We start from the raw sequence: 26,553 nt of genomic DNA on the forward strand, positions 1-26,553 counted from the left end.
TTCATGACTGGAGACCGCCAATCTCGCTGGAGGGACACGGTGAAGTGCGTGGAACGTGTCCGAGAACACGGGCCGGATCAGCGACAACCGACTTGGTAAGCGCTATCCACGTACTAGGATGTTCAGTTTCTAGCACCGGGTTTCATGGGTGTCAACGACTCGTTTCCCCCTGAATGCCATCTACACCCCGGATCGTTACCGGGGCGACGCTGATTTCCGCGCGGGAATCCCGATGAATCCGAGCCCCACGCGCCCATTCCTCACGTCATCGTCACCCTGTGGCACGTTATAAACACTCAGGGGGATCGGATGGCCAGGTGACGGCCCGCCCCGACGGGGTGGGGGTCCTCTTGTCCTGGCAGTAGGAAAGCGTTTACCATGTTGGTTGTGAACGACACCACTCTACGCAGGTACGCCATCGTCGGAACCGGGTCCCGCGCTCGGATGTACACCCGGGCCCTCACCGGCACCCACCGTGACCAGGGAAGACTCGTCGCACTGTGTGACACCAACAGCACTCGGATGGCCGTGCACAACCGCATCGCCACCGACGCCGGCCTCGACCCGGTGCCCACCTACGCCGCCGAGGACTTCTCCCGCATGCTGCGCGAGGAGCGCGTGGACGAGGTCATCGTGTGCACCGTCGACCGCACCCACGCCGACTACGTCGTGGCCGCCCTGGACGCCGGCGTCGACGCGATCACCGAGAAGCCCATGACCGCCGACCTGGAGGGGCTGCGCCGCATCAACGAGGCCCAGCTCCGCACCGGCCGCCGCGTCACGGTGGGCTTCAACTACCGCTACAACCCCGTCCACCGCCAGGTCCGCGACCTGTTGTCCTCCGGAGCCATCGGCGAGATCGGCTCGGTCCACTTCGAGTGGCTGCTCGACCTGCGCCACGGCGCCGACTACTTCCGCCGCTGGCACCGCGACAAGTCCCAGTCCGGCGGTCTGCTCGTCCACAAGGCCAGCCACCACTTCGACCTCGTCAACTGGTGGATCGGCGCCCGCCCCACCCAGGTCTTCGCCCAGGGCGGCCTGTTCTTCTACGGCCCCGACAACGCCCGCCGCCACGGACTGGGCGCGCAGTACGAGCGCGGCCACCAAGCCGCCGCCGCGGAGAGCGACCCCTTCGCCCTGCACATGAGCGACAGCCCCGACCTGACCGCGCTGTACCTGGACGCCGAACACGAGGACGGCTACCGGCGCGACCTCAACGTGTTCGGACCGGGTATCACCATCGAGGACGACATGTCGGTGCTGGTCGGCTACGACACCGGCGCGCGGCTGAGCTACCACCTGGTCGCCTACGCGCCCTGGGAGGGCTACCGCATCTCCTTCACCGGCAGCCGCGGCCGCCTGGAGCTGGACATGACCGAGTTCGAGTACACCTCGCCCGAGCAGGACGAGAACACCCCCGTGCGCGGCATGCCCGCTCCCAAGGACCACTCCGAGGCCCGCCTGTGGCTGCGCCGCCACTGGCAGCCGCCGGAGGAGATCCCCGTCGCCGTCGGCGAGGGCCCGCACGGAGGAGGCGACCAGGTCATGCTCGACTCCCTGTTCTCCGGAGCCGACGACGGCGTGCGCCCGGACCACGCCGACGGCGGCAACGCCCTGCTCACCGGCCTGGCCGCCAACGCCTCCATCGCCTCCGGCGCCCCCGTCACCGTCGCCGACCTGCTCAAGGAAGAGGCATGAGCGCCCCAGCCCCCGTCCCCGTCCTCCTGGTCGGGCTGCACGGCCACGGCCGCCACCACCTGCGCGCCCTGCGCGCATCGGTGGCGGCCGGGCTGGTCCGCCTGGTCGGCGTGTGCGACCAGCGCCCGCCCGAGCCCGACGACGACCTCGAGGGACACGGCCCCCTGCCCTTCCACACCGACCTGGGCGAGGCCATCGACGCCACCGGTGCCCGGATCACCCTCCTGGTCACGCCCATCCACACCCACCTGCCGCTGGCGCGCACGGCCCTGGAGCACGGCTCCCACGTGCTCCTGGAGAAGCCCACCACCGCGACCCTGGCCGAGTTCGAGGAGCTCACCCAGGTCGCCGAGCACTCGGGGCTGGCCTGCCAGATCGGCTTCCAGAGCCTGGGTTCACAGGCGGTGGCCGAGGTGCGGCGGATGATCGCCGACGGCACCATCGGCCGGCTGCGCGGCATCGGCGGACAGGGCACGTGGGTGCGCACCTCCACCTACTACGACCGCGCCCCCTGGGCCGGACGCCGCCGCCTCGCGGGCCGCGACGTGGTCGACGGGGCCCTGACCAACCCCTTCGCGCACGCCGTCGCCACCGCCCTGGCCGTGGCCGGGGCCGGGGAGCAGGCACCGCGCAGCGTGGAACTGGACCTGTTCCACGCCCACCCCATCGAGAGCGACGACACCTCCTGCCTGCGCCTGCGCACCGCGGACGGCACCACCATCACGGTGGCCGTCACCCTGTGCGCCACCCACAGCGAGCCGCCGCGCCTGATCGTGCACGGCGACCTCGGCCGGATCGACCTGGACTACACCCTGGACCGCGTCACGGTGCACCGCCCCGGCCAGGCGCCGACCACCACCACCCACCCGCGCACCCCGCTGCTGGAGAACCTGGTCGACCACCTGCGCGACGGCACCCCGCTCATCGTGCCGCCCGCGGCCACCCGCGCGTTCATGCACGTCCTGGAGGCGGTCCGCACCGCCCCCGACCCCGCCCCGCTGCCCGAGGACCACCAGGAGGTCACCCGCACCCCCGAGGGCACGCGCCGGATCATCGACGGCATCGACGCCCTCATCCACCGCAGCTCCCAGACCCTGTCCCTGTTCAGCGAACTCGACCCCGCCCGCTACCCCGCCGCACGGTCGCAGACGGCCACCGGTTCCTGAAGCGCGGCCACCCGGAGGACCCCGACCCCATGAGTACCGTCGACCTCGCACTCGGCAGCACCGTCCTGGCCAGCCGCCAGGACGGCACCGACATCGAACCCGTCCTGTCCCCCCGCCCCTACCTGCACCCGGTCCGCACCAAGTCCGGCACCGTGGTCACCGAGGAGCGGCCCGACGACCACCTGCACCACTTCGGTGTGAGCGTGGCCGTGCCCGACGTGTCCGGCACCAGCTTCTGGGGCGGGCGCACCTTCACCCCCGACCGCGGGTCGGTCCTGCTCGACAACCACGGGCGCCAGGAACACGTGCGGTGGCTGGCCCGCGAGGACGACCGCCAGGTCGAGGTCCTGTCGTGGACCGACCCTGATGGCGCCGAACTGCTGCGCGAGGAGCGCACCACGCGCCTGCTGGACCTGGACGAGCACACCTGGGTACTGGAGGTGGCGGTGCGGCTGCACAACACCTCCGGCCGCGACCTGAGCGTGGGCAGCCCCGCCACCAACGGCCGCCCCGGAGCCGGGTACGGCGGCCTGTTCTGGCGGGCGCCCCGCGCTCTCACCCCGCCGGTGTGCACCGGCCCCCACGGGCTGGAAGGAGAGCAGGCCCTGCACGGGTCCCGCGCCGAGTGGCTGGCCCTGGCCGGGAACGCCGACGCGGCCCCCTGGACGCTGGTCTTCCTCCAGACCGGCCCCGACACCGACCCCTGGTTCCTGCGCGTCCAGGAGTACCCCGGGGTCGGCCCCGCCCTGGCCTGGGACACCCGCCTGCCCCTGCCCGCGGACGCCGCGCTGCACCGGGGCCTGCGCACCGCGGTCCACGACGGGCACGCCGCCGACCCCGCCGCCCTGGCCAAGGCCGCCCGGTCACTGGCCTGACGCCCACCCCGTCCCCCACCACATCCACCAGCACTAGGAAGACGACTCCATGCGCGTTCTCGTCACCGGCGGCTCGGGAAGGCTCGGCCGCAGTGTCGTGGCCACCCTCACCGATCGCGGCCACACCGTCACCTCCGTGGACACCGCCCCGCCGCCGCCCGGCACCGACGGGATGACCGCCGACCTGCTGGTGAGGGCCGAACGGGAGGACGTCTTCGCCCGCGCCCGCCCCGAGGCCGTCGTCCACCTGGCCGGGATCGCCGTCCCCTTCGCCAGCCCCGACCTGGACACCATCAGCGTCAACGCCCGCCTGGCCTGGGCGGTACTGTCCTCGGCCGAGGCCCACGGCGCCCGGTCCGCGGTGGCCGCCTCCAGCCCGACCGTCTACGGGTACAACACCCCCTCGTGGCGGCCCGCCTACCTGCCCCTGGACGAGGAGCACCCGGTCACGCCCTGGCACGCCTACGGGCTGAGCAAGGCCTTCATCGAGCAGACCGTGGCGGCTCTGGCGCGCACCGCCCGGACCTGCACGATGACGTGCCTGCGCCCCGGCTACGTCGTGGCACCGGAGGAGTGGCAGGGCGCGCTCACCCAGCAGGGCCACACCATCGCCGAACGGCTGGCCGACCCAGCCCTGGCTGCCACCTCCCTGTTCAACTACGTCGACGCCCGTGACGCCGGCGAGCTGTTCGCGCTGGTGATCGAGAACCCGGACCGCGTCAGCGGCGGCCAGGTGTTCAACGCCATGGCCGCCGACCCCCTGGCCCTGGGCCCGGTGGACGCGCTGCTGCCGAAGTACCACCCCGCCACGGCCGAGCACGCCGCCGCGCTGGCCGACGGCGGGGCCGTCTTCAGCTCGCGCGCGGCCCGCGAGGCACTGGGCTGGAACCCCACCCGCACCTGGCGCGAACAGGTGTCCGCCGAGGTCCGGGACCGGCTCGAACGCCGCTGACCACACGCGTGCTCCGCTACGCTAGAGAGGAAAGAGTTTTCCAGTGGCGCGCAGCAGGAGAGGAAGCGGCGTGAACTCCGGTTACGTGACGTTGGAGCAGGTCGCCGAACACGCCGGGGTGTCCCTGGCCACGGCTTCGAGGGTCATCAACGGCAGTACCCGGCAGGTGAGCCAGAAACTCCGGGACAAGGTCACGGCCAGCGCCCAGGAACTGGGCTACCTGGCCAACGCCTCCGCGCAGACCCTGGCCCGCAACAGCAGCTCGCTGGTGGGCCTGATCGTCCACGACATCGCCGACCCCTACTTCTCCTCGATCGCGGCCGGTGTCACCAGGCAGACCGAGGCGCAGGGACTGGTCCTGGTCCTGGGTACCACCAGCCACTCCCCCCAGAACGAGGGCCGCATCCTGGCCACCCTGCGCGCCCACCGGGCGCGCGCGGTGGTGCTGGTGGGTTCGCGCTCCACCGACGAGGAGAGCAATCGGCGCCTGGCCGAGGAGATCACCATGTTCCGCCGCCAGGGCGGGCGGGTGGCGTGCGTGTCCCAGGAGGGCCTGCCCGCCGACACCGTCACCCCCGACAACCACACCGGGTCGGCGGACCTGGCGCGGCACCTCATCGCCCAGGGGCACCGGGAGTTCGCGATCCTGGCCGGACCCACCGACCTGCAGACCGCGCGCGAGCGGTTGGACGGGTTCCATTCCGCGCTCTCGGGTGCGGGGTTGGAGCTGGCCCACCACAACGTGGTGCACGGGGCCTTCACCCGCGACGGCGGCTACGAGTCCACCCGGAGGCTGATGGCGGTCGGTACCGACGCCACGTGCCTGTTCGCGGTCAACGACGTCATGGCCACCGGTGCGATGGCGGCCCTGCGCGACCTGGGGATGCGGGTGCCGCAGGACCTGTCCGTGGCCGGGTTCGACGACATCCCCACCCTGCGCGACCTGACCCCGGCCCTGACCACGGTCCGTCTGCCGCTGGAGGAGATGGGCGAGATGGCCGCACAGCTGGCGCTGGACGGCGAGCCCGCCGAGCAGCCGCGTGTGGTGACGGTCAGGGGCGAGGTCGTCGAGCGCGAGAGCACGGGGCCGGTCAAGGCCGGCTGATCCGGGTCCCGGCTGCCGGCCCCGGGTGCGTCCGCGCGCCCGGGGCCGCCTCGTGTCCGGGGCCGGATCGGCGGACGCCCCCGCCGTCGCGGCCTCCGCGCACCAGAGCAGCGCCCGCCCAGGACAGCGCGATGACGCACGCGATCACCACGCGCGAGGCCATCAGGTGCTCGGGCGGGTAGAGGGTGCCGGTGATGTGGAAGTCGATGAAGCCCGCCTCCATCACCGTGCGCCCGGTCGCCGCCCGCGACCAGTTCTCGGCCTCGGTCAGCACGCACGGCCAGTCGATGATGACGATGCCCAGCGCGTAGGCGGCCACGCCCACGTGCGGCCACAGCGCCCGGGGCCACCGCCAGGCCAGGAAGCCGCCGAGGACGACGTAGCCGAAGAACGCGAAGTGCAGGACCATGGCCGCGTGGCCGATGAGGAGGTGGGTCATGCGCCGAAACTAGCCTCGGGGCCCGTGCCGCCACATCCGCACACGAACCCAGGGCGGGCTGAGTACCCGTACTCAGCCGGAGGCCCGGGCGCCGTCCTCGGTGAGGGTGAGGAAGAAGTCCCGGACGTCCTCGGCGAGCAGCTCGGGCACCTCCATCGCGGCGAAGTGGCCCCCGCGGTCGAACTCCGACCAGTGCCGGATGTCGTAGAGCCGTTCGGCCAGCGGTCGTACCGACTGGGTGATGTCGTGCGCGAACACCGCGACGCCGAGCGGTACCGGGCAGGGCTCGGTGCGCCGCGAGGCGTCGTGGTGCAGCCGCGCGGAGGAGGCCGCGGTGGCGGTCAGCCAGTACAGGGAGACGTCGGTGAGCACGCGCTCGTCGTCGACCGGCGTGCGGGGGTCGGTCCACTGTGCGAAGCGTTCGGCGATCCAGGCCAGCTGGCCGACGGGGGAGTCGGTCAGCGCGTAGCCGACCGTCTGCGGGGTGGCGGCCTGCAGTGCCTGGTAGGGCGGCCGGTTGGCCATCAGGTGCCGGACCTTGTCCAGGCGGGCCTCGTCGGCGGCCGACAGCGCGAGGCCGGAGTCCGGGTCGGGCCGGGTCGGCAGGTAGTTGACGTGCACCCCGACGACCCGCTCGGGCGCCACCGCGCCGAGGGCCGTGGAGATGCCCGAGCCGAAGTCGCCGCCCTGCGCGCCGTAGCGCTCGTAGCCCAGACGCGACATCAGTTCGGCCCAGGCCCGGGCGATGCGGACGATGTCCCAGCCGCGCTCGTGGGTGGGCCCGGAGAACCCGTAGCCGGGGATGGAGGGGATCACCAGGTGGAAGTCGCGTGAGAGCGGCTCGATCACGCCGAGGAACTCCAGGAACGAGCCGGGCCAGCCGTGGGTCAGGATCAGCGCGAGCGCGTCCGGTTTCGCGGACCGCACGTGGACGAAGTGGATGTTCTGGCCGTCGATCTCGGTGGTGGCGTGCGGCAGTTCGTTGAGCCGCGCCTCGTGCGCGCGCCAGTCGTAGCCGGTGCGCCAGTACTCGGCCAGGTCCCGGAGCCGTGCCAGGGGGAATCCGTAGTCCCACCCGGCGTCGGCCACCTCGTTGGGCCAGCGGGTGCGGGCGAGGCGGTCGGCCAGGTCGTCGAGGTCGGCCTGGGGGATGTCGATGCGGAACGGCGTGATCATGGTCCCAACTCCCGGGGGTTCCTGTGGAGCATGAATGTTAGTGCGACCAACGTTTGTCGCCCAAACGATATCACGACCGTTAGTCCACCCAACGATTCGCTAGACTCCACCCATGGAGAACCCGCCCGAGAGGACACCCGCCGGCTGGGAGAGCACACCCAGCTGGCTGCTCACCCAGACCGCCCACCACGCGCACCGCCTGGTCACCGAGGGGTTCTCGTCCGTACATGCCCGCGGATACCACTTCCGCCTCCTGGCGACCCTGGAGGAGTCCGGACCGGCCAGCCAGGCCGAACTGGGCCGCCGCAGCGGCATCCACGTCAGCGACATGGTCGCCACGATCAACGAACTCGCCGACGACGCACTCGTCGAGCGCACCCCCGACCCCGCCGACCGGCGGCGCAACATCGTCTCCCTGACCACCGCGGGACGAACACGGCTACGACGCCTGGAACGGCAGCTGGCCCAGAGCCAGAACGCACTGCTGGCCCCGCTCACCCCCCAGGAACGCGAGCAGCTGACCGACCTGCTCTCCACCCTCCTGGACCACCACGAACACCGCAGCCGGAACCGACCACCGCACTGACCCGCCCCACGCCACAACAGCAGCGGGGCGCCCCCCGAAAGGAGGACGCCCCGAACCGGCCGCACCACCAGTGCTAGGGGAAGTGGTCGGCGACCGGTGTGAGCGTGTCGGCGAACACCAGGCCGTGGCCGGGCCCGGTGTCGGCCCGCACCCGCCCCCGGTCGAACTCCACCCCGCTGGGACGGGCCAACGCACCCAGCTCGGCGAAGGAGGCGCGATCGATCTCCTCGACCATCGCCACCCGGGGCAGGCACAGGGCCAACTGACCCGACAGCTCGGGCAACAGGTGCGGAGCCACCGGCACCCCCCGGCGCGCCATCGACTCCGCGATCCGCAGGAACGGGGTGATCCCCCCGACCCGCACCACATTGGGCTGGGCCACATCCACCACCCCCAGCTCCACCGCCCGCTCGAACTCCTGGACCGTCCGCAGGTTCTCACCGATCGCGAACGGCACCCGCGTGCGCTCACGCAACCGCGCGTGCGCCTCCAGATCCAGGGCGGGCAGCGGCTCCTCGATGAAGAACGGGTCGAAATCCGCCAACGCGCACAGCGCACGCGCCGCCCCCGACACGTCCCAGCGCTGGTTGGCGTCCACCATCAACAGGCCGTCCGGCCCCAGCAGCTCCCGCACGGCACCCACGCGCTCCACGTCACGGGACAGATCCGCGGAACCGACCTTGATCTTGACCGCGGTATGCCCGGCCGCCACCCACCGGCGCACCTGGTCCTCCAGATCCGCCAACGGATAGTCCAGGTTCACCCCGCTGCCGTAGGCGGGCACGGACTCGCGCCGACGCCCCACCGCCTCGACCAGGCTCTCCCCCGCCGCACGGGCCCGCAGATCCCACAGAGCGATGTCGATCCCCGCCACCGCCATCAGCGTCAGACCGCTCGTGCCGGCCTCACGCAGGTGCCAGCACAGCTCGTCCCACAGCGCCGGGTGGGCCTCACGGCCCACCAGCGCCGCCGGACAGTCATCGTTGACCAGCGCCTCCACCGCCCGCGCACCGATCAGCGGAGTCCAGGCGAACCCTGTCCCGACCTGCCCGGTGTCGGTACGCACCCGCACCACGACCAGGTCGTTGCGGTCCACACCCCCGTCCCAGGCACGATGCAGAGGCAGCCGGAAGGCACGGGCCCGCACCTCGCTGACGCGCACGCTCAGCCCTCCTTGACCAGTGACAGACCGGTCTCGATGAGCCCGGCCAGGGCGGTCTCCTCCTGCGGAGTCGGGTCCACGAACGGGGCCCGCACCCCGCCCATGTCCACCCCGCGCAACCGCGCGCCCGCCTTGACCAGCGAGACCGCATACCCCGGCACCCGGTCGCGCAGACGCACCAACGGCTCGAAGAACTCGCGTGTGAGCGTCTCGGCCAGCGGGTCGCCGGAGTGCACCGCGGTGAAGAACGCGTTGGCGACCTCGGGCACGAACGCGAACGCCGCCGAGGAGTAGAGCGGAACACCCACCGCGCTGTAGGCCGGCACGGTCAACTCCGCCGTGGGCAGCCCGTTGAAGAACGTGAACTCCGCGCCGCGCACCGCACGCACCGCCAGCACGATCTGGTGCATGCGCCCCAGGTCGCCCGTCCCGTCCTTGATCCCCACCACGCCCGGGATCGCCGCCAGCTCGGCCGCGCTCTCGGGCGTGAACACCATCGACCCGCGCTGGTAGACGATCACGGGGATGTCCACCGCCGAGGCCACGGTGCGCACGTACTCCACCAGGCCCCGCTGCGGGGCACCCACCAGGTAGGGCGGCAGCAGCAGCACGGCGTCCGCGCCCAGCTCCCGGGCGGAGGCGGCCTGCTCGACCGCCGTGCCCACGCTCCCGCCGGCACCCGCCACCACCGGCACCCGGCCGGCGGTCACCTGGACCGACCGGCGCACCACGGCCGCGTGCTCGGCGGCCGAGAGGGCGTGGACCTCACCGGTCCCGCACGCCGCGAACACACCGCCCGCACCGTGCTCGACCCCCGAGGCCACGTGCTCGGCCAGCACGTCCTCGTTGACCCGGCCCTCACCCTCGAAGGGCGTCAGCGGAAAGAACAGGATTCCGTCGAAGTTCATGGCACTCCTCGTTCATGGGCCCGCCCCTTCGACGGGCCCGGGGGGTCGGCCGAGGGCATGCACCCCCGGCCCTCTCACAGGACGTACTGCACGTGTCGGCGGGCCACCGTCGCGATCACCTCGTCGCCGTCGGACGACCAGACGCGCTCGTTGAAGATCTCCACCTCGATGTCACCGGTGTAGCCCGCCGCGTCCACCGCCCGGCGCAGCCCGCGCACGTCGGCGTGGCCGTCCCCGACCATGCCACGGCCCAGCAGCGCGTCGGAGGGGATCGGCAGCTCCCAGTCGCACGCCTGGAAGGAGGCGATGCGCCCGCCCGCGCCGGCCCGGGCGATCTGGGCGTACACCTGCGGGTCCCACCACACGTGGTAGGCGTCGACGACCACGCCCACCGCTCGGGCGTCGAACCGCTCGGCGATGTCCAGGGCCTGTCCCAGGGTCGAGAGCACCGCGCGGTCGGCGCAGAACATCGGGTGCAGGGGCTCCAGGGCCAGGCGCACACCGCGATCGAGGGCGTAGGGCACCAGCTCGGCCAGCACATCGACCATGCGCTCGCGCACCGCGACCAGGTCGCGCTCGCCCTCGGGCAGACCGCCCACCACCATGACCAGGCAGGGCGCGCCGAGTTCGGCGGCCTCGTCGATGGCGCGTCGGTTGTCCTCCAGCGCCTCCCGGCGGTCGGGACGGGTCAGGAACCCGGCCCGGCAGTAGGACGAGACGCGCAGACCGGACCGGCGGACCAGGCGGGCCGCCGCGGCCAGCCCCATCTCGGCGACCGGTTCGCGCCACACACCGATGGCGGGCAGTCCCGCGCGCAGGCAGCCGTCCACCGCCTGGACCAGGTTCCAGTACTTGACGGTGGCCTGGTTGAGGGAGAGCCGGGCCAGCGCGGGGTCGCCGGGCACCGGTGTGGGCACCGCGGCGGGCCGGCCGGAGGGCAGGTCCACCGCGGTGGGGGTGATCGGTCCCGAACCCGGGGCGGTCGCGGTCACTGGTCCACCCCCGACACCTCGAGCAGGGCCCGCATCCGCGCCACAGCCAGTTCGGGGTCGCTGAGCGCCCCGGCCGTGTCGGCCAGGCGTACGACCTGGGCCAGGTGGGGCAGGTCGCGGGCGCTGTGCAGGCCCCCCACCATGTGGAAGCCCTTCTGGTGGCCGTTGAGCCAGGACAGGAAGGCGATACCGGCCTTGTAGTAGAAGGTGGGGGCGGCGAACAGGTGCCGGGCCAGGGGGACGGTGGGCTCCATCAGGGCCCGGTAGCGGCCGGTGTCCCCCTCGTCCAGTGCGGCCAGCGCCCGGGCGGCGGCGGGCGCGATGGCGGCGAAGACGCCGAGCAGCGCGTGGGAGTAGCCCTGGTCGTCGCCCTGGATCAGGTCCGGGTAGTTGAAGTCGTCGCCGGTGTACAGGCGCACGCCCTCGGGCAGCAGCCGGCGCAGGCGCACCTCCAGGGAGGCGTCCAGCAGGGACACCTTGATGCCCTCCACGGCCTGGGCGTGCTCGGCGATGAGCTCGGCGACGGGCTCGATCGCCTCGGCCGGGTCGGCGTAGCCCCAGTAGCCGGCCAGGGCCGGGTCGAACGCGGTGCCCAGCCAGTGCAGGATCACCGGGCGCTCGGCCCGCTGGAGCAGTCGGCCGTAGACGCGGGCGTAGTCGTCGGGGCCCTGCGCGGAGGCGGCCAGTGCGCGGGAGGCCATCAGGACCGGGGTGGCCCCGGCTCCCTGGACGACGTCCAGTTGTTCCTGATACGCCGTGATAACGCTTTCCAGGTCGGTCTGCGAAGATTCGATCTGGTCGGTGCCCACCCCGCACGCCAGGGCGGCGCCGCGCTCGGCGGCCTGCGCACCGGACCTGCGGATGAGCTCGGCTGTGGCCGTCCAGTCCAGGCCCATGCCGCGCTGGGCGGTGTCCATGGCGTCGGCCACGCCCAGGCCCTGGTCCCACAGGTGGTGGCGGAAGGCGAGCGTGGCCTCCCAGTCCACCGCCGCGGGGGCTCCGGGGGCGTTGGGGCGCGCGGGGTCGGCGACCACGTGGGCCGCGGCGTAGGCGGCACGGGTGCGGGACGGGGGCAGGGGCGAGGCCGCCACGGGCGTACCGCGCAGGGTGTAGGCCTCGATCCGCCCGTCGTCGGTGGGCAGTCTCAGGGTGTTCATGACAGGGTGACCTCGTCCAGTTCCACCGTGTGGCCCTCGGCGGCCGAGCGCAGGCCGGCCTCGGCCATCTGCAGGCCGCGGGCGCCCGAGAGCAGGTCGTGCGGGAAGGGGGTGCCGGTGACCACGTGCTGGAGGAAGTTCTCCCACTGGGCGCGGAACCCGTTGGGGAACTCGGTGTTGTCGGGCACCTGCTCCCACTGCTCGCGGTAGCGGCCGTCGTCGGCCAGGTCGGGGTTCCAGACCGCCTTGGGGGTGGCCGAGCGGTGCTGGACGCGGCAGGAGCGCAGCCCCGCCACGGCGCTGCCGTGGGTGCCGTCGACCTGGAACTCCACGAGCTCGTCGCGGGCCACGCGCACGTTCCAGGAGGAGTTGATCTGCGCGATGACACCGCCCTCGAGTTCGAAGATGCCGTAGGCGGAGTCGTCGGCGGTGGCCTTGTAGGGCTCGCCGTTCTCGTCCCAGCGCTGGGGGATGTGCGTGGCCACCTTCGCGGTGACCGAGCGAACCGACCCGAAGAGGTGCTCCAGGATGTAGTGCCAGTGCGGGAACATGTCCAGCACCATGCCGCCGCCCTCCTCGGCGCGGTAGTTCCAGCTGGGGCGCTGACCGGGCTGCCAGTCGCCCTCGAAGACCCAGTAGCCGAACTCGCCGCGGATGGACAGGATCTCACCGAAGAAGCCGGAGTCGATCAGGCGGCGCAGTTTGAGCAGGCCGGGCAGGAAGAGCTTGTCCTGGACCACGCCGTTGCGGACGCCCGCGTCCCGCGCGAGCTTGGCCAGTTCCAGGGCGGCGCTCAGGCTGTCGGCCGTGGGCTTTTCGACGTAGACGTGCTTGCCCGCGGCGATGGCGGCGCGTACGGCGGCCTCGCGGGCGTGCGTGATCTGCGCGTCGAAGTAGATGGAGATGCCGTCGTCGGACAGGACGGAGTCCAGGTCCGTGGTCCAGCGCTCGATGCCGTGGCGCTCGGCGATCTCGCTCAGCTTGCGCTCGTTGCGGCCCACCAGGACCGGCTCGGGGATGATCCGGGAACCGTCGGGCAGGGCGACGCCGCCCGCCTCGCGGATGGCGAGGATCGACCGGGTCAGGTGCTGCCGGTACCCCATGCGTCCGGTGACGCCGTTCATGGCGACACCAAGCACGTGATCACGCATGTGTTTTTTCCGCCTCTCAGTAGGTAAGCGCTTTCCATCGTACGGCAAACAACCCCCTCCGCACCAGAGGGACCTTCGGACCTGCGCGTGCGGCTCCCCCCGAGCCCGCCCCGCGCGCCCCTGACGCCGATCACGGCGGCACATGGGTAGCGTCACCCGGGTGAGCAACCTCGAAGACCACCCCGCCGAACAGCGCGTGTGCACCGCCCGCCCGCAAGAGGCGGCCCCCGCCACCGAACTCCTCCGACCGCGCGAGGTCCCCCTGGGCGGACCGCGAGCCATGACCGTCCGCCGCTCCCTGCCCGGCAAGAACCGGCGCATGATCGGCGCGTGGTGCTTCGCCGACGTCTACGGCCCCACCGACGTCGGCGCCCAGCACGGCATGCAGGTCCCGCCCCACCCCCACATCGGCCTGCAGACGGTCAGCTGGCTGGTCCACGGCCACGTCCGCCACCAGGACGGGCTGGGCTCGGACCAACTGGTCCGCCCCGGCCAGCTCAACCTCATGACCGCCGGACACGGCATCGCCCACTCCGAGCGCACCCCCGCCCAGGCGCCCCCGCGGCTGCACGGCGCCCAACTGTGGGTGGCCCTGCCCGAGGCCGACCGCGAGGGCCCGCCCCGCTTCGAGCACCACGCCGACCTGCCCGCGTGGCAGGCGGACGGCGCGCGGGTCACCGTGATCGCCGGCGAGGTCGGGGGCCGCCGCTCCCCCGCCCGTACCCACACCCCGCTCATGGGCGCCGAGGTGATGCTCCCGGCGGGCACCCGGCTCGACCTCCCCCTGGACCCCGCCTTCGAACACGGCGTCCTGGCCCTGGACGCCCCCGTCCACGCGCTCGGGCACCGCGTGGAGGCCGGCTCCCTGCTCTACCTGGGCCCCGGGCCCGCCTCGATCGCGCTGCGCACCGACCACGACGCCCACCTGCTGGTGATCGGCGGAGAGCCCTTCGCCGAGGACCTGGTGATGTGGTGGAACTTCGTCGGCCGCGACCACGACGAGATCGTGGCCGCGCGCACCGCCTGGGAGGGCGACCGCCACGCCCCGGGCACCTCGCCCAGGTTCTCCCCCGTCACCGGTGACGAGGGACCGGCGCTGCCCGCCCCCGCACTGCCCAACGCCCGCCTGCGCCCCCGCCCGCGGCACCGGGAGTAGGCAGCGGCCCGGCCCCGGTCCCCGCCCGCGCGGCGGGCAGGCCTGGAACCCCCGCACGCTGCCCGAGAGCAGCTCCGCTGAAGGCGCCCGCCAAGCCCGCCTTGATCCGGCCCCGACCACACCGCCTTGGACACAACAGGCGAAAAGCCTCCGTCCAGGCGTCAACCTGCGAACCCGTCGAGTCTAGCGATGCTCTTCAGGCCAACTCCTGCTACGGTGCGGATCGCGAACTACGGGATGATTTAGGAGACCTGAACATGGTCCATAAGCCTCGCGAGCAGTGGGGGACGCGCGCGGGATTCCTCCTGGCGGCCATCGGATCGGCCGTCGGGCTGGGCAATATCTGGCGATTCCCCTACATCGCCTACGACAACGGCGGCGGCGCGTTCCTCGTGCCCTACCTCATCGCCCTGCTGACCGCGGGCATACCTCTACTCATCCTCGAATACGCCATCGGGCATCGCTATCGCTCGTCGGCACCGCTGTCCTACCGGCGCATCACCCGCCCCGCCGAGGTCATCGGCTGGTGGCAGGTCGCCATCTGCTTCGTCATCGCCGTCTACTACGCGGTCATCATCGCCTGGGCGGCGCGCTTCGCGTTCTTCTCGGTGGGACAGCAGTGGGGCGAGGACCCCGAGGCGTTCTTCTACGGGGACTTCCTGGAACTCGGCGACGCACCCGGCATGGTCTCCGGCTACGTCGCCGGAGTGGCCTGGCCGCTGGTGGGCGTGTGGGTGATCGTCCTGGCCATCCTGGCCCTGGGCATCCGCCAGGGCGTGGAGAAGGCCAACAAGATCTTCATCCCGCTGCTCGTGGTCCTGTTCCTGATCATGGTCGTGCAGGCGCTGACACTCGACGGAGCCGCCCAGGGCCTCAACGCGCTCTTCACCCCCGACTGGAGCGAAATGCTCAGCGGAAAGGTGTGGATCCAGGCCTACGGCCAGATCTTCTTCTCGCTGTCCATCGGCTTCGCCATCATGGTCACCTACGCGTCCTACCTCAAGCGCAAGGCCGACCTGACCGGCACCGCCGTCACCGCGGGCCTGGCCAACAGCTCCTTCGAGCTCCTGGCCGGCATCGGTGTCTTCGCCGCGCTGGGCTTCATGGCCAACGCCGCCGACGTGGCCGTCAACGACGTCGTCCAGGCCGGCCCCGGCCTGGCCTTCGTCGCCTTCCCACAGATCATCTCCACCCTGCCGGTGGCCGGCAGCCTCTTCGGCGTGCTGTTCTTCGTCTCCCTCGTGGTGGCCGGGCTCAGCTCCCTGATCAGCATCGTCCAGGTGATCATCTCCGCCGTGCAGGACCGCACCGGTCTGGGCCGCGTCCCGACCGTGCTCGCCGTGGGCGGCGCCACCGCCCTGGCCTCGGTCCTGCTCTTCCCGACCCACGAGGGCCTCTACCTGCTCGACGCCGCCGACCACTTCATCAACCAGTACGGCATCGCGCTGGCCGGACTCGTCATGGTGATCGTCTTCGGCTGGGTCGTGCGCAAGCTGCCCTACTTCGAGCGCCACGCCAACGCCACCTCCACCATCCGGCTCGCGCTGTGGTGGCGCGTGTGCCTCGGTGTGATCACGCCCCTGCTGCTGGGCTTCATGATGTGGGACAGCCTGCGCACCGAACTGGCCGAGCCCTACGAGGGCTACAGCATGCCCTTCCTGCTCACCGCCGGATGGGGCGTGGTGATCGGCGCCATCGTCTTCGGTGTCATCGTCTCGCTCATCCCCTGGAAGCGCGCCGACCAGCTGGCCGAGAGCGACGCCCGCGAAGAGGCCGCTTCGGGCCCGTCCACGAACGAGGAAGGGGGACGCTGATGTCCGCCAGTGCCATCGCCATGATGATCGTGTTCATCGTCGTGCTGTGGGGAGGCCTGCTCGCAGCCGTGCTCAACCTGCGCGCCCACCCCGAGGACCCCGACCAGGAGTAGCACCCCGAGCACCGCACGAAGTGGGGCGGCCGACACCCGGTGTCGGCCGCCCCACACGCGTTGCGGACACCGGCGACGCGCGCCGCCGCGCACGCCCGCTAGGCGTCGGCGACCTCGCGCACGATCCGCTCGCAGAAGGCCGGCAGGTCGTCGGGACTGCGGCTGGTGGTCACGCCCTGGTCGGTGACCACCTGCTCGTCCACCACCACGCCCCCGGCGTTGCGCAGGTCGGTGCGCAGGCTCGGATAGGAGGTCAGCGTGCGCCCGCGCGCCACGTCCGCCTCCACCAGCACCCAGGGCCCGTGGCAGATCGCGGCGACCGGCTTGCCCTGCTCCACGAACCCGCGCACGAAATCCACCGCGTCGGAGTCCTTGCGCAGATGGTCAGGGTTGACCGTCCCGCCCGGCACCACCAGGGCGTCGTAATCGCCGACCCGCGCCTCCAGCACCCGCCGGTCCACGGTGAACCGGTCGGCCGGAGTGATGTCGCCGTTCATCGCCTGGATACTGCCCCGGTTCAGCGAGACCAGCTCCGTGCGCGCACCCTCGCCCTCCAGCGCCTTCCTCGGCTCGACGAGCTCGACCTGTTCCACACCGTCCGCCGCCAGGATCGCGACCCGGCGGCCGGTGAGCGTGCCAGCCATGGCTCCCCCTCGTCATCGCTTCACAGGCACCACTGATGCACCGGTGCCACATCCGCGCCCCTACCGCTCCCGACCAGTGCCCAGGAGTGGGCCTTGGATCCACGTCCCGTCTCCGGGCGCGCCCCGGACGGTGGTGGACGCGCTGGTGGCCCGCGTTCTCATGTTCCCTGCCCGGTGACGCGCACCGTATGCGCGCTCCACGACGGGGCGGCGGGGTCCCCCACGCCCCGGATCGCCGTGGCCGGCCCGGACGGACTCACACCCCTCACTCCGGCGGATACGGAGCGGTGCCGCCCCCACCGGACCGAGCGCCCCAAGGCGCGCCTGCTGTCGCTGTGAGGCCGACCCCGCGGCGAGGAGCACCGCACCGCCCTGGCAGGCTGGATCCCCGCCACACACCGCACCCCCGCGCCCGTCCCCGGCCCCTCAGGAGCACCGCCCATGCAGGCGTTCGTCACCGCGGTCAGCGCCGGCCCCCACCACACCTTCAGCAAACCCGCCCAGCCCAGCATCCGCCTGCTCACCGGCCTGGGCGTCGAGGGTGACGCGCACATGGGCACCACGGTCAAGCACCGCTCCCGCGTCGCCCAGGACCCCACCCGGCCCAACCTGCGCCAGGTCCACCTCATCCACGTCGAACTCTTCGACGACCTCGCCCAGGCCGGATACGACCTCGCCCCGGGACAGCTCGGCGAGAACATCACCACGCACGGACTCGACCTGCTGGGCCTGTCCACCGGCACCCTGCTCAGTGCGGGCGAGTCCGTCATCGAGGTGACCGGGCTGCGCAACCCCTGCACCCAGATCGACGCCTTCGCCCCCGGCCTGCTCAAGCACCTCGCCTACCGCGACGAGCAGGGCACCGTGGTACGGCGCAGCGGTGTGATGGGCATCGTCCGCGCCGGCGGCACCGTCGAACCCGGCATGGCCGTGCGCGTGCGGCAACCGCCCGGACCGCACGTCCCCCTGGCCCGCGTGTGAGCCCACGCCCGCCCACGGACCCGGTGCTAGCGTTGGCCCATGACAGACGACGGACCTCGCACGGCTCCCGCGGCCAAGAGCATCCTCGTCACGGGCGGAACAGGGACACTGGGCCGTCCCGTGGTCGAACGGCTGCGCGCGGCCGGACACCGCGTCCGCACCCTCAGCCGCCACCCCGACCCGGACGACCCCCGCGCCCACGCCGTCGACCTGCGCCGGGGCACCGGGCTCACCGAGGCCCTGGACGGCGCCGAAGCGGTGGTGCACTGCGCCTCCTCGCCCAGGGGCGGTGACATCCAGGCGGCGGCCCACCTGATCCGGGCCGCCCGCCGCGCGGGCGTCGACCACCTGGTCTACATCTCGATCGTGGGCGTGGACCGGGTACCGCTGGGCTACTACCGGACCAAGCACACCGTGGAGCAGGCCCTGGCAGCCGGCGCTCTGGGCTGGACGGTCCTGCGCACCACCCAGTTCCACGACCTGGTGTACGGGATCTGCTCCCGGATGGCCCGCCTGCCCGTCCTACCCTGCCCCGACATCCCCCTCCAGCCCATCGACACCGGCGAAGTCGCCGCGCGCCTGGCCCAGATCGCCCAGGGCCCTCCGGCCGGACGGGTCCCCGACATGGGCGGACCGCGGGTGGAGACCCTGCCGGACCTGGCCCGCGCCTACCTCGACGCCCAGGGGCTGGCACGGCGCGTGCGCCCGGTACGGCCGCCGGGCCGGGTCATGGCGGCCTGCCGCCAAGGCGCTCTCCTGGCCCCCGACCGCACGGTCGGCAGCACCACCTTCGCCGAGTTCCTGGCGCGCTGAACCCGAACCGCCCCGGCCCGGCGGCCGCGGCGGCCCGCCCAGCCAACCCTGCTCCTTCTCCCCGCTACAGCCAAGGGGACACCCCCGGGCCTGCCGACCGAGACCACACCCACCGAAGCGACCTGGATCCCCTACCACGAATACGAGATCCACGACCTGGACGCCCCCTCGACCTCACCGCACCGGACCCGGACGAGATCGGCCCCTGGCAGGACGCCGGACGCCCCTGACCTCGCTGGCCCCGCCCACCCCCGCCATGGCACCCTGAAGAGATGGATCAGGTGACCCTGACACTGCGCTTCGCACCCGAACTCCGCTTCTTCCTGCTGCCCCGCAACCGCGGCAGCCAGGTCCGCGTCCAGCACGACGCCACCAGCACCCTCGGCCACGTCATCGAGTCCCTGGGCCTGCCCCGCACCGAGATCGGACGCCTGCGCGCCGACGGCACCGAGGTCACCACCGCCCACCGCCCCACCGACGGCCAGACCATCGAGATCGACGCACCCGCCCGCCCCCAGCACACACCCTTCGACCACACCCGGTTCCTCCTCGACGTCCACCTGGGCACCCTCGCCCGCCGCCTGCGACTGCTGGGCGTGGACACCGCCTACGACAACGACCGCGACGACGACGCCCTGGTCACCCTGGCCAACGAGGAACAACGCGTCCTGCTCACCCGCGACCGCGAACTGCTGTGCCGACGCGGCCTAACCGCGGGCGCCCACGTCCACCACACCGAACCCGAACTCCAACTCGACGAGGTCCTGCGCCGCTTCGACCCGCCCCTGGCCCCCTTCACCCGCTGCCTGGCCTGCAACGGCCTGGTCGAACCGGCCACCAAGCAGCAGGTCCAGGGCGAACTCGCAGCCGGCACGCGCGCCACCTACGACACCTTCACCCGCTGCCGCTCCTGCGGTCGGGTGTACTGGCCAGGCGCACACCACCACCGGCTCACCCAGATCGTCGACCGCGCCCGGGCCCGCGCACACACCGCCTGACGCGCGCCACCGCGACCGCCCGCCCCGGCCGAGCGGGCACGACTCACGACTCGTGCGCCCGCGGCGGCCCGCCCAACGCACCCGCCGCCCGCAACCGCTCGGCCAGCACATCGCAGCGCCGCGCCAGCTCCGGCGGATCCAGCACCTCGAAACCGTGCCCCAACACGACCACGCGCATCAGGACGAAGTCCAGGTCGTCGGCACCGCTGACCACCTCACAGCGCCCACTCCCCCGCCCCCGCACGACCGCCGCCGACGCCGGAATCTGCGCGCGCACCGTCTCGGCCCCGGCATGCACCAGGAACCGCGCCTGGTACCGGTAGACCCGACTCGTCACACCCTCCTGCACGTAGGGCGCCGCCTCGGGCGCCGTCCGCGGACGAAAACGCCACGTCCTGGCCGACACCCCGCTCATCCGATCGACCCGGAAACTGCGCCAGTCATCACGATCGAGATCGAAGGCCAACAGGTACCAGCGCCGATCCGAGGCGACCAGGCGGTAGGGCTCCACCCGCCGACGCCGCACCCCCTCCCCGCACGGATAGTCGAAGCCCGCCTCGACCTGGTCCCTACAGGCCCGGGCCAGCGTCATGAGCACCGCGGCGTCGACCGGCGTGCGGCCGCCCCCGAAGGACTCCACCGCCCCCGAGAGCGTGCGCACCTGCTCACGCAACCGGGACGGCAACACCCGGTCGAGCTTGGCCAGCGCCCGCAGCGCGGCCTCGTCGGCCCCCGCCACCGCACCACCGGCCCCGGCCAGCAGCGAGACCGCCGTGGAGATCGCCTCCTCATCGTCCAACAGCAACGGCGGCAGGTCCTGGCCCCGACCGAGCCGGTAGCCGCCCCCGACCCCCTGGTCCGCGTGCACCGGATAGCCCAGCGCACGCAACCGCTCCACGTCCCGCCGCACCGTGCGCGCGGTGACACCGAGCCGGTCGGCCAACTCCGGGCCGGTCCACACCCGGCGCCGCTGCAACAACCCCAGCAGGGTCAGCACCCGCTCGGTGGTCCCCCGCTCCTCACCGCTCCCCGCGTCCATAGCGCCCATCCTCGGAACGATAGCGGACCGATCCTGTCCGGTTTCAAGGGGAGATTGAAGCCATGGACACCGACACAGACCACTGCGACCAGCACCTCTGCCCGCACACGAACACCGCAGCGAACGGAGCCGCCCGATGAGCCGCCAGATCCAGGTCACCTTCGACGCCCACGACCCGAGGGCGCTGTCCACGTTCTGGCGCGACGCGCTGGGCTACGTCCACCCGGGCCCGCCCGGCGTCCTCATCCACGAAGGAGACGACCCGCTGGCCGCCTGGGACGACTTCCTCGCCCGGATCGGAGTACCGCAGCAACAGCGCAACACCAAGTCGGCCATCGAGGACCCCGACGGGCAGGGTCCGCGGATCTTCTTCCAGCACGTCCCCGAGGACAAGGTCGTCAAGAACCGCCTCCACCTGGACGTGCGCGCGGCACCGGGCCTGGAGGGCCAGGAGCGGATGGCGGCGCTGGAAGCCGAGTGCACACGACTCATGGCCCTGGGGGCGTCGCGGCTGCGCCGCGACGAACCCGCCCCGCCCTTGAGCGCGGGATTCATCGTGATGGCCGACCCCGAGGGCAACGAGTTCTGCTTGGACTGACACACCCCGGCCTCCGGTCCGCACCCGGACCGGAGGCCGCGTGGGCCGCCGCCACCACGACCCCACCTCAGGCCGGATCGGCCGCGCAGCCGCACACCTCACCCACCATCGGGAACCCCGGGGCCCTCGCGGAGCACTCCGCGCACCGTGTCCAGCCCTACACCCGCTTCGAGCTCCGGCAGCCACAGCGCCGACCGCAACCGGTTCACGGACGTCCGCCCCGCGTGTGGCGGACCAGGGCCGAGACGAACTCGCCCCACACCGGCTCGGGCAGGTCGTGACCGGCCCCGCGCAGGACCAGCAGCTCGGCCCCGGGCACCGCCGCACGCAGTTCCTCGCCGTGCGGCAGCGGCAGGAGCGGGTCGTGGTCGCCGTGGACCACGAGCGTGGGCGCCGCGATGTCGCCGAATCCGCCGCGGGACGGCCCCCCGAGGTCGATGGCGAAGTGGTTGGCCAGCGTCGAAGCGTAGTTCCTGGCGCGCTCCACGTCACGTTCGACCAACGACCGGATCGCGGCCTCGTCGAAGTACGGCGATCCCCCCGCGCAGGCCCTGGCGTCGGCGATCACGTACTCCACGACCTCGGCGGTGTCGGTGGAACGCGGTTGGGCTGGCATGGCCAGGTCGCTGGAGGGCGGCGGCAGGCCCTCGGCGCCGGTCGAACTCGAGACGAACGTCAGCGACGCGACCCGGTCGGGGTGGTCCACACCGAGGATGAGCCCGCTCTGGCCGAACATCGACTGGCAGACCACATGGGCGCGCTCGATGCCCAGAGCGTCCTGGATACCGAGCACGTCCTGGACCAGGTCGGTGAACGAGTACCCCGGATGGCCCGGCGGGTCGCAGGTGGAGCGGCCGGTGTCGCGGTGGTCGTAACGGACCACGAACCGGTTCCGGGCGGCGATCCGTTCGCACAGGTCGGCGTCCCACCACAGCATCGAGGCACAGGCCCCGGCGATCAGTACGATCGCCGGGTCCTTACGGTCACCGAAGGTCTCCACACACAGCTCGACACCGTTGATCGCCAGGAGTTGTTCGCCATGGGACAGATGAGCAGTCATACCCGGCACGCTAGGTCCACGCCTCCGTCATGAGAAGCGCTGATCTCCGAACGCGGCGACCCCTTGACGCAGGGATGGGGAGATCTCGCCCCGACGTCGCCGGCAAGTGGAGTCGGCCGCGCTGCGCCTGCGGGTCCTTGCACGGGTCCTCGCTCGGCGCCGACACCCTCGTGTTCCAGGACGTGCTCACCGAACCGCGTGGGCCGGAAGGCTCACCCCGGTGGACCGGCCCGGCTCGGCGCCGCTGTTGCCGAGCCGCGTGCGCTCCTGTGCAAAGGCCGCCCTGGATCCGGGCCCAGGCGCGCAGATCGGCGGCGGAGCAGGGCCGGGTGCGCACAACCGCGACATGATCGACACCACGTACCAGCCAGGAGGATCCCCCTATGCCCCGTATCAGCAAGCGCAGCCGCGTGTTCACCGCCGCGGGCGCGGGTGTGGCCACCGTCGCCTTCAACGCCGCGACCTACGAGCCCGACCCCGACGAACTCCCCCTGACCAACGCCAGCGTCTCCTACCGCAAGGCCGGCCAGACCGCGCGGGACTGGGTGACCAACGCCGACCATGTGATCCTGGCGCGCGCCGTGGACGAACAGATCCACGAACCGGAGCCGATCGAGGTCGAGCGCGGGGAGGGAATGATCGGCCGCACGGTCTCCTTGGACGTGCAGCGGGTCCTGTGGTCGGCGCCCGCCCCGGCGCGGCCGGCACCGGAGACGTATGAGTACCCCGCGTGGGGGTTCGTGTTCAACGGCGGCGTGGACAACCTGACGCCGATCGGAACGCAGGACGAGCCGCGCGTGGAGGTGGGCCACGACTACGTCATCGCCATCGACTGGGAGGAGGCCCGCTGCACGCCGGGCGACGAACCCCAACCGGCCATGTGGATGGGGCTGGACAACAACTCGGTGGTCCCGGCCGATGACGGTGTGGTCGGCAACGGCGAGAGCGGGGGGCGCGTGGCCTCGGCCCAGGAGCGCCGCAGCTCATCCGAGCCGGTGCTGCGGGGCGAGGGCACCTTCGAGGGCCGGATGATGGGCAACTCCGTCGGGGCGCTGGCGCGCGAGCTGGCGCGCACCGAGCCGCATGCGAACCCGCGCAGCTCCGACGAGGCACCGCAGGCCAGTGCCCAGATCCCCGAGGGCGAGGAACTCAAGGAGCACGATGAGGCCCTTCCTGAAGGCGTGACAGTGCAGGACCTGATGGAGTTCGAACCCGAGGACACCTCGTGCCCGGAGTAGTGCCGCGGTGCCGATTCCGGCGTGCGGCGTAGGCCGGTCGCCGTTGTCCTGTGGAGCCCCTGGAGCCGGAGCCCGGGGGCTCCCGTTGTCTCTCCTGGTCTGTGTCAGCGCCCGGGTGGTGGACCAGCGGACTCCGCTGCGATGCGGGCCGACGCCACCTGGTGTGTTCGGCGGGCCGTGTGTGGCCGAGGCCCTCGCGTGGGAGATCGTCGGCGTGCGCCCGGCCGGCCCGCAGCGCGCGGGGGTGCGGCCCTGTGGGGTCGAAGGCGTGCGGATCACCTCCGGGGTGTTCGCGAGCGCCCTCGTGCGCGGGCCGCGCGCGCATCGAGCACATGCCGGTGTGCCCCGCGTCGACCGCGTCTTTGGTGGGCCGGGCTCACCCCTTCCTCATTTCGTTTCGTTGGAAACGTTTCTGCATAACGTAATTAGTTACGTTGACCCCAGGAGGGCCGAAAGAAGCCCCCATGTCTGACCTCCGATAAGTGAACCTTATCGGAGGTCAGGGTTCCGGGAGGGCGTGAAGGCATCCTGGAGCATCAGGGCGGGGCCGCAACGTTATTCAGGCGGTGCTTTGGCCAGGCAAAACGAGACGGGTACAGTCAAGGCTGTATCGAGGCCGGGCTTCCATGGCCCCCGCCCCCGCACCCCCTCAGGGCTCGACCCCAGTGCGTGCGGCGCCGCTCAGAGGAGCCCGCCGCCCGCGCCTCCACGCCGAGGGCCTCCCGGCACGCCCGCCGCGAACCGTGACGGCGGGTGGTCGATGTGGAAGCAGCGCCGGTCCTCGGTGGCGCCTACGAGGGTGCCGAGCCGACAGGGCCATGGCCGGCGTGCGCGCGGGATCTGGGCGCGCACTCGGTGAGCGTGTTCGGGCGGATCGACACGACCGCCTTCATCATGTGCGTGATCGAGCACTGCACCGCACCCCAAGCGCCGTGATGTGTTCGCCCGCGGCGCCTACTGTGGGGCGACCCCCGCGCCCGCCCTCGGGGGCGGCGTGGTCGGTCACCCGGGAACGAGTGCTCACAGCTCTTCACCGATGGGCGTCTGCGACCGGGTGCGTCAAGGTCTTCGCCGACAAGAAGTCGGGAAAGAACACCCACCGCCCCGAGCTGAAAGCGTGCCTGGCCTACCTGCGATCCGGTGACACCCCTCGTTGTCCCGGTCCTGGACCGGCCCTCCCGCTCGTCCCCTCGCTCCAGGACCTCATCTACTGGTTGAAGACCTGCGCCGGGACGGGATCGGTTTCCGCTCCCTGCGCGAGGCCCCGCACACCACCACCCCCGGCGGCAGGCTCGTGTTCCAAGTCTTCGCCGCCCTGTCCGGCCTATGGCGCGGTGAATCCGGCGTTGCCCGAACGTGCGGCGACAACGCGGCGGAAGAGGCCCTGGACTGCGGTGGTGATGTCGGTGTCGGCCCGGCTGTGGTGGCAGGGGCCGGCATAGGCGTGGGTGAGGAAGTCGGCGGTGAGTTCGGGGTCGGGGACGTCGAACTCACCCGCCGCGTGGCCTTCCGTGAGGAGAGTGACGAGTAGGTCGCGGGCGGCGGTCATGGGTTCCTCACCTGCTGTGCCGCCGGGTTCGTGGAAGAGCCGGTGGTAGAGCTCGTGGTGGTCTTTTTCCGCGGCGATCCAGGCCGCGACGAGCCCGTCGAGGCGTTCGGTCCAGGCCAGGCCCGGCTGTTCCAGGAGAGCGGTGGGCTGTTGGAGCATGCGGTCCCACATCTGTGACTGCAGCGCCGCCAGGAGGGCCTGTTTGGAGTCGAAGTAGAGGTAGACCGTGCCCTTGGCGACCCCTGCGCGGGCGGCGACCTTGCTGACGGTCAGCGCCTCGTAGCCGTCGTCCAACAGCAGGGCGGCCGTGGCGTCGAGGATCTGGCGGCGGCGGACGTCCGGGGGCTGGAAGCGGCCGGTGGGCTGAGCAGGGGCGGACTGGTCCGCGGGCACGGTCCCTCCTTCGTCGTCGGGTGGCTGACCGGTGGTCGGTCAGCCCGCAGACTCCAGGGTGCCATGCGGCTTGCGGGCGATGACGATGACGGCGTGGTCCTCGCCGAGGTGGGGGGCCCGCGGGACGCACCTTCGTTCGGCGCGCACGATGTCCAGGCCGAATCCGGTGAAGGCGTCGATCAGCTCGGCAAGAGTGGCTAGGTCGCCGGGTTTGCCCCAGTCACTGGCTTCCTCGTCCCACTCGCCGAGGGCGAGGATCCCGCCGGGGGCGAGGGCGTGGGCCAAACAGGTGAGGGTGGCGGTACGGGCGGGGCCGCGGGGCGGCAGCGCGTAGGAGCTCAGGGCGAAGCCGTAGGCGGTCTCGGGCTGCCAGGTTGCGCTGTCGGCGACGGCGACCTCGACCCGGTGGTCCAGGCTCCGGGCGCACGCGCTGGCCCGGGTGCTGGCCACGGCACGGGGAGCGAGGTCCACCGCAGTGACGCGCCAGTCGCGCTCGGCCAGCGCCAGGGCGTTGCCTCCGGCGCCGCAACCCAGGTCCAGGGCCCTGCCCGGAGGAAGGTCGGCGGCGGGGGCGAGGAGCTCCGGGTCGGGGTCGGCGGTGTCGCTGCCGTCGCCGGTGTAGAGGTCGTTCCACTCGAAGTCCGGATGGCCGTCGGTGTCGGTGGGGTGGGTGTGGTCGGTGTCATGGGTCACAGTTCCTCCAGTGGGAATGAGTTCGATCGACTGACCGTTGGTCAGTAGTATGACTGACGGTCATTCACTCTTGTCAAACGTCTCAGGGAGCCAGCAC

At 72.0% G+C, this 26,553-nt stretch carries 28 protein-coding genes; 16 read left to right on the forward strand and 12 right to left on the reverse strand.

Translation table 11 applies throughout. The features are described 5' to 3' along the window. Window positions 1–387 precede the first annotated feature (387 nt). The 5 genes from M1P99_RS25465 to M1P99_RS25485 all read left to right on the forward strand — a co-directional run bounded on the left by M1P99_RS25465 (window position 388) and on the right by M1P99_RS25485 (window position 5,796). Window positions 388–1,698 carry a Gfo/Idh/MocA family protein gene (locus tag M1P99_RS25465; RefSeq protein ID WP_304455115.1) on the forward strand — a complete coding sequence of 437 codons (1,311 nt, stop codon included), beginning with the start codon at window positions 388–390 and terminating at the stop codon, window positions 1,696–1,698. Continuing rightward, on the forward strand, window positions 1,695–2,864 hold the full coding sequence (locus M1P99_RS25470; protein ID WP_304455116.1) for a Gfo/Idh/MocA family protein: 1,170 nt from the start codon (window positions 1,695–1,697) through the stop codon (window positions 2,862–2,864). The genes M1P99_RS25465 and M1P99_RS25470 overlap by 4 nt, the downstream gene beginning before the upstream one ends. A gap of 29 nt (window positions 2,865–2,893) precedes the next feature. Then, window positions 2,894–3,739 (forward strand): PmoA family protein, encoded by an 846-nt coding sequence (locus M1P99_RS25475; RefSeq protein ID WP_304455117.1) that lies wholly within the window; start codon window positions 2,894–2,896, stop codon window positions 3,737–3,739. A 49-nt stretch (window positions 3,740–3,788) separates the two neighbouring features. Then, a complete protein-coding gene (locus M1P99_RS25480; RefSeq protein WP_304455118.1) occupies window positions 3,789–4,691 on the forward strand; it encodes an NAD(P)-dependent oxidoreductase in 903 nt (300 codons plus the stop codon). 70 nt (window positions 4,692–4,761) lie between these two features. Next, entirely contained in the window at window positions 4,762–5,796 is a 1,035-nt protein-coding gene (locus M1P99_RS25485; RefSeq protein WP_304455119.1) for a LacI family DNA-binding transcriptional regulator, read from the forward strand. On the opposite strand, the gene M1P99_RS25490 is transcribed toward M1P99_RS25485, so the two are convergent. Both M1P99_RS25490 and M1P99_RS25495 read right to left on the reverse strand, forming a co-directional pair. Further along, window positions 5,783–6,235, reverse strand: a complete 453-nt coding sequence (locus M1P99_RS25490) for a DUF2784 domain-containing protein (RefSeq protein WP_304455120.1) — start codon at window positions 6,233–6,235, stop codon at window positions 5,783–5,785. The genes M1P99_RS25485 and M1P99_RS25490 overlap by 14 nt on opposite strands. Window positions 6,236–6,307: 72 nt before the next feature. Then, window positions 6,308–7,411 carry an epoxide hydrolase family protein gene (locus M1P99_RS25495; protein ID WP_304455121.1) on the reverse strand — a complete coding sequence of 368 codons (1,104 nt, stop codon included), beginning with the start codon at window positions 7,409–7,411 and terminating at the stop codon, window positions 6,308–6,310. Between the two features lie 112 nt (window positions 7,412–7,523). Here M1P99_RS25495 and M1P99_RS25500 point away from each other — a divergent pair, with 112 nt between their 5' ends. Then, a complete protein-coding gene (locus M1P99_RS25500) occupies window positions 7,524–7,997 on the forward strand; it encodes a MarR family winged helix-turn-helix transcriptional regulator (protein WP_304455122.1) in 474 nt (157 codons plus the stop codon). Between the two features lie 73 nt (window positions 7,998–8,070). On the opposite strand, the gene M1P99_RS25505 is transcribed toward M1P99_RS25500, so the two are convergent. The 5 genes from M1P99_RS25505 to M1P99_RS25525 all read right to left on the reverse strand — a co-directional run bounded on the left by M1P99_RS25505 (window position 8,071) and on the right by M1P99_RS25525 (window position 13,367). Continuing rightward, window positions 8,071–9,159, reverse strand: a complete 1,089-nt coding sequence (locus M1P99_RS25505) for a mandelate racemase/muconate lactonizing enzyme family protein (protein WP_304455123.1) — start codon at window positions 9,157–9,159, stop codon at window positions 8,071–8,073. 2 nt (window positions 9,160–9,161) lie between these two features. Then, window positions 9,162–10,067, reverse strand: a complete 906-nt coding sequence (locus M1P99_RS25510; protein ID WP_304455124.1) for a 5-dehydro-4-deoxyglucarate dehydratase — start codon at window positions 10,065–10,067, stop codon at window positions 9,162–9,164. A gap of 74 nt (window positions 10,068–10,141) precedes the next feature. Then, on the reverse strand, window positions 10,142–11,029 hold the full coding sequence (locus M1P99_RS25515; protein ID WP_304455829.1) for a sugar phosphate isomerase/epimerase: 888 nt from the start codon (window positions 11,027–11,029) through the stop codon (window positions 10,142–10,144). Between the two features lie 26 nt (window positions 11,030–11,055). Beyond that, window positions 11,056–12,216, reverse strand: a complete 1,161-nt coding sequence (locus M1P99_RS25520) for a dihydrodipicolinate synthase family protein (RefSeq protein WP_304455125.1) — start codon at window positions 12,214–12,216, stop codon at window positions 11,056–11,058. Continuing rightward, a complete protein-coding gene (locus M1P99_RS25525; RefSeq protein ID WP_304455126.1) occupies window positions 12,213–13,367 on the reverse strand; it encodes a Gfo/Idh/MocA family protein in 1,155 nt (384 codons plus the stop codon). The genes M1P99_RS25520 and M1P99_RS25525 overlap by 4 nt, the downstream gene beginning before the upstream one ends. Window positions 13,368–13,527: 160 nt before the next feature. On the opposite strand from M1P99_RS25525, the gene M1P99_RS25530 reads away from it, so the two are divergent. The 3 genes from M1P99_RS25530 (at window position 13,528) to M1P99_RS25540 (ending at window position 16,450) form a co-directional block, all read left to right on the forward strand. Continuing rightward, window positions 13,528–14,523 carry a pirin family protein gene (locus M1P99_RS25530; RefSeq protein ID WP_304455127.1) on the forward strand — a complete coding sequence of 332 codons (996 nt, stop codon included), beginning with the start codon at window positions 13,528–13,530 and terminating at the stop codon, window positions 14,521–14,523. Window positions 14,524–14,780: 257 nt separating this feature from the next. Further along, window positions 14,781–16,337, forward strand: a complete 1,557-nt coding sequence (locus M1P99_RS25535; protein WP_304455128.1) for a sodium-dependent transporter — start codon at window positions 14,781–14,783, stop codon at window positions 16,335–16,337. Next, window positions 16,337–16,450: a methionine/alanine import family NSS transporter small subunit gene (locus tag M1P99_RS25540; RefSeq protein ID WP_304455129.1), complete on the forward strand. Its 114-nt coding sequence runs from the start codon at window positions 16,337–16,339 to the stop codon at window positions 16,448–16,450. The genes M1P99_RS25535 and M1P99_RS25540 overlap by 1 nt, the downstream gene beginning before the upstream one ends. 98 nt (window positions 16,451–16,548) lie before the next feature. Here M1P99_RS25540 and M1P99_RS25545 read toward each other — a convergent pair whose 3' ends face one another. After that, window positions 16,549–17,094, reverse strand: coding sequence for a type 1 glutamine amidotransferase domain-containing protein (locus M1P99_RS25545; RefSeq protein ID WP_304455130.1), 546 nt, complete (start codon window positions 17,092–17,094; stop codon window positions 16,549–16,551). A 441-nt stretch (window positions 17,095–17,535) separates the two neighbouring features. Here M1P99_RS25545 and M1P99_RS25550 point away from each other — a divergent pair, with 441 nt between their 5' ends. The 3 genes from M1P99_RS25550 (at window position 17,536) to M1P99_RS25560 (ending at window position 19,886) form a co-directional block, all read left to right on the forward strand. Further along, a complete protein-coding gene (locus M1P99_RS25550) occupies window positions 17,536–18,075 on the forward strand; it encodes an MOSC domain-containing protein (RefSeq protein WP_304455131.1) in 540 nt (179 codons plus the stop codon). Window positions 18,076–18,114: 39 nt separating this feature from the next. After that, window positions 18,115–18,888, forward strand: a complete 774-nt coding sequence (locus tag M1P99_RS25555; protein WP_304455132.1) for an SDR family oxidoreductase — start codon at window positions 18,115–18,117, stop codon at window positions 18,886–18,888. 272 nt (window positions 18,889–19,160) lie between these two features. Further along, the gene (locus tag M1P99_RS25560; protein WP_304455133.1) at window positions 19,161–19,886 is read left to right on the forward strand and encodes a Mut7-C RNAse domain-containing protein; all 726 of its coding nucleotides are present in this window, start codon (window positions 19,161–19,163) and stop codon (window positions 19,884–19,886) included. 43 nt (window positions 19,887–19,929) lie between these two features. Here the strand turns inward: M1P99_RS25560 and M1P99_RS25565 are convergent, their stop codons facing one another. Beyond that, entirely contained in the window at window positions 19,930–20,925 is a 996-nt protein-coding gene (locus M1P99_RS25565) for a helix-turn-helix transcriptional regulator (RefSeq protein WP_369696588.1), read from the reverse strand. A gap of 136 nt (window positions 20,926–21,061) precedes the next feature. Here M1P99_RS25565 and M1P99_RS25570 point away from each other — a divergent pair, with 136 nt between their 5' ends. Further along, the gene (locus tag M1P99_RS25570; protein ID WP_304455135.1) at window positions 21,062–21,523 is read left to right on the forward strand and encodes a VOC family protein; all 462 of its coding nucleotides are present in this window, start codon (window positions 21,062–21,064) and stop codon (window positions 21,521–21,523) included. Window positions 21,524–21,728: 205 nt separating this feature from the next. Here the strand turns inward: M1P99_RS25570 and M1P99_RS25575 are convergent, their stop codons facing one another. Then, window positions 21,729–22,583 carry an alpha/beta fold hydrolase gene (locus M1P99_RS25575; protein ID WP_304455136.1) on the reverse strand — a complete coding sequence of 285 codons (855 nt, stop codon included), beginning with the start codon at window positions 22,581–22,583 and terminating at the stop codon, window positions 21,729–21,731. Window positions 22,584–22,966: 383 nt separating this feature from the next. On the opposite strand from M1P99_RS25575, the gene M1P99_RS25580 reads away from it, so the two are divergent. The 3 genes from M1P99_RS25580 to M1P99_RS25590 all read left to right on the forward strand — a co-directional run bounded on the left by M1P99_RS25580 (window position 22,967) and on the right by M1P99_RS25590 (window position 25,263). Then, window positions 22,967–23,821 carry a hypothetical protein gene (locus tag M1P99_RS25580; RefSeq protein ID WP_304455137.1) on the forward strand — a complete coding sequence of 285 codons (855 nt, stop codon included), beginning with the start codon at window positions 22,967–22,969 and terminating at the stop codon, window positions 23,819–23,821. 762 nt (window positions 23,822–24,583) lie between these two features. Then, on the forward strand, window positions 24,584–24,757 hold the full coding sequence (locus M1P99_RS25585) for a hypothetical protein (protein WP_304455854.1): 174 nt from the start codon (window positions 24,584–24,586) through the stop codon (window positions 24,755–24,757). Then, on the forward strand, window positions 24,757–25,263 hold the full coding sequence (locus M1P99_RS25590; RefSeq protein WP_304455830.1) for a recombinase family protein: 507 nt from the start codon (window positions 24,757–24,759) through the stop codon (window positions 25,261–25,263). The genes M1P99_RS25585 and M1P99_RS25590 overlap by 1 nt, the downstream gene beginning before the upstream one ends. On the opposite strand, the gene M1P99_RS25595 is transcribed toward M1P99_RS25590, so the two are convergent. Together M1P99_RS25595 and M1P99_RS25600 are read right to left on the reverse strand one after the other, a co-directional pair. Then, window positions 25,146–25,763, reverse strand: coding sequence for a TetR/AcrR family transcriptional regulator (locus tag M1P99_RS25595; protein WP_304455138.1), 618 nt, complete (start codon window positions 25,761–25,763; stop codon window positions 25,146–25,148). The genes M1P99_RS25590 and M1P99_RS25595 overlap by 118 nt on opposite strands. A gap of 39 nt (window positions 25,764–25,802) precedes the next feature. Further along, on the reverse strand, window positions 25,803–26,456 hold the full coding sequence (locus tag M1P99_RS25600) for a trans-aconitate 2-methyltransferase (RefSeq protein WP_304455139.1): 654 nt from the start codon (window positions 26,454–26,456) through the stop codon (window positions 25,803–25,805). Window positions 26,457–26,553 lie beyond the last annotated feature (97 nt).

Source organism: Nocardiopsis sp. YSL2 (genome assembly GCF_030555055.1).
Classification (GTDB): Bacteria; Actinomycetota; Actinomycetes; order Streptosporangiales; family Streptosporangiaceae; genus Nocardiopsis.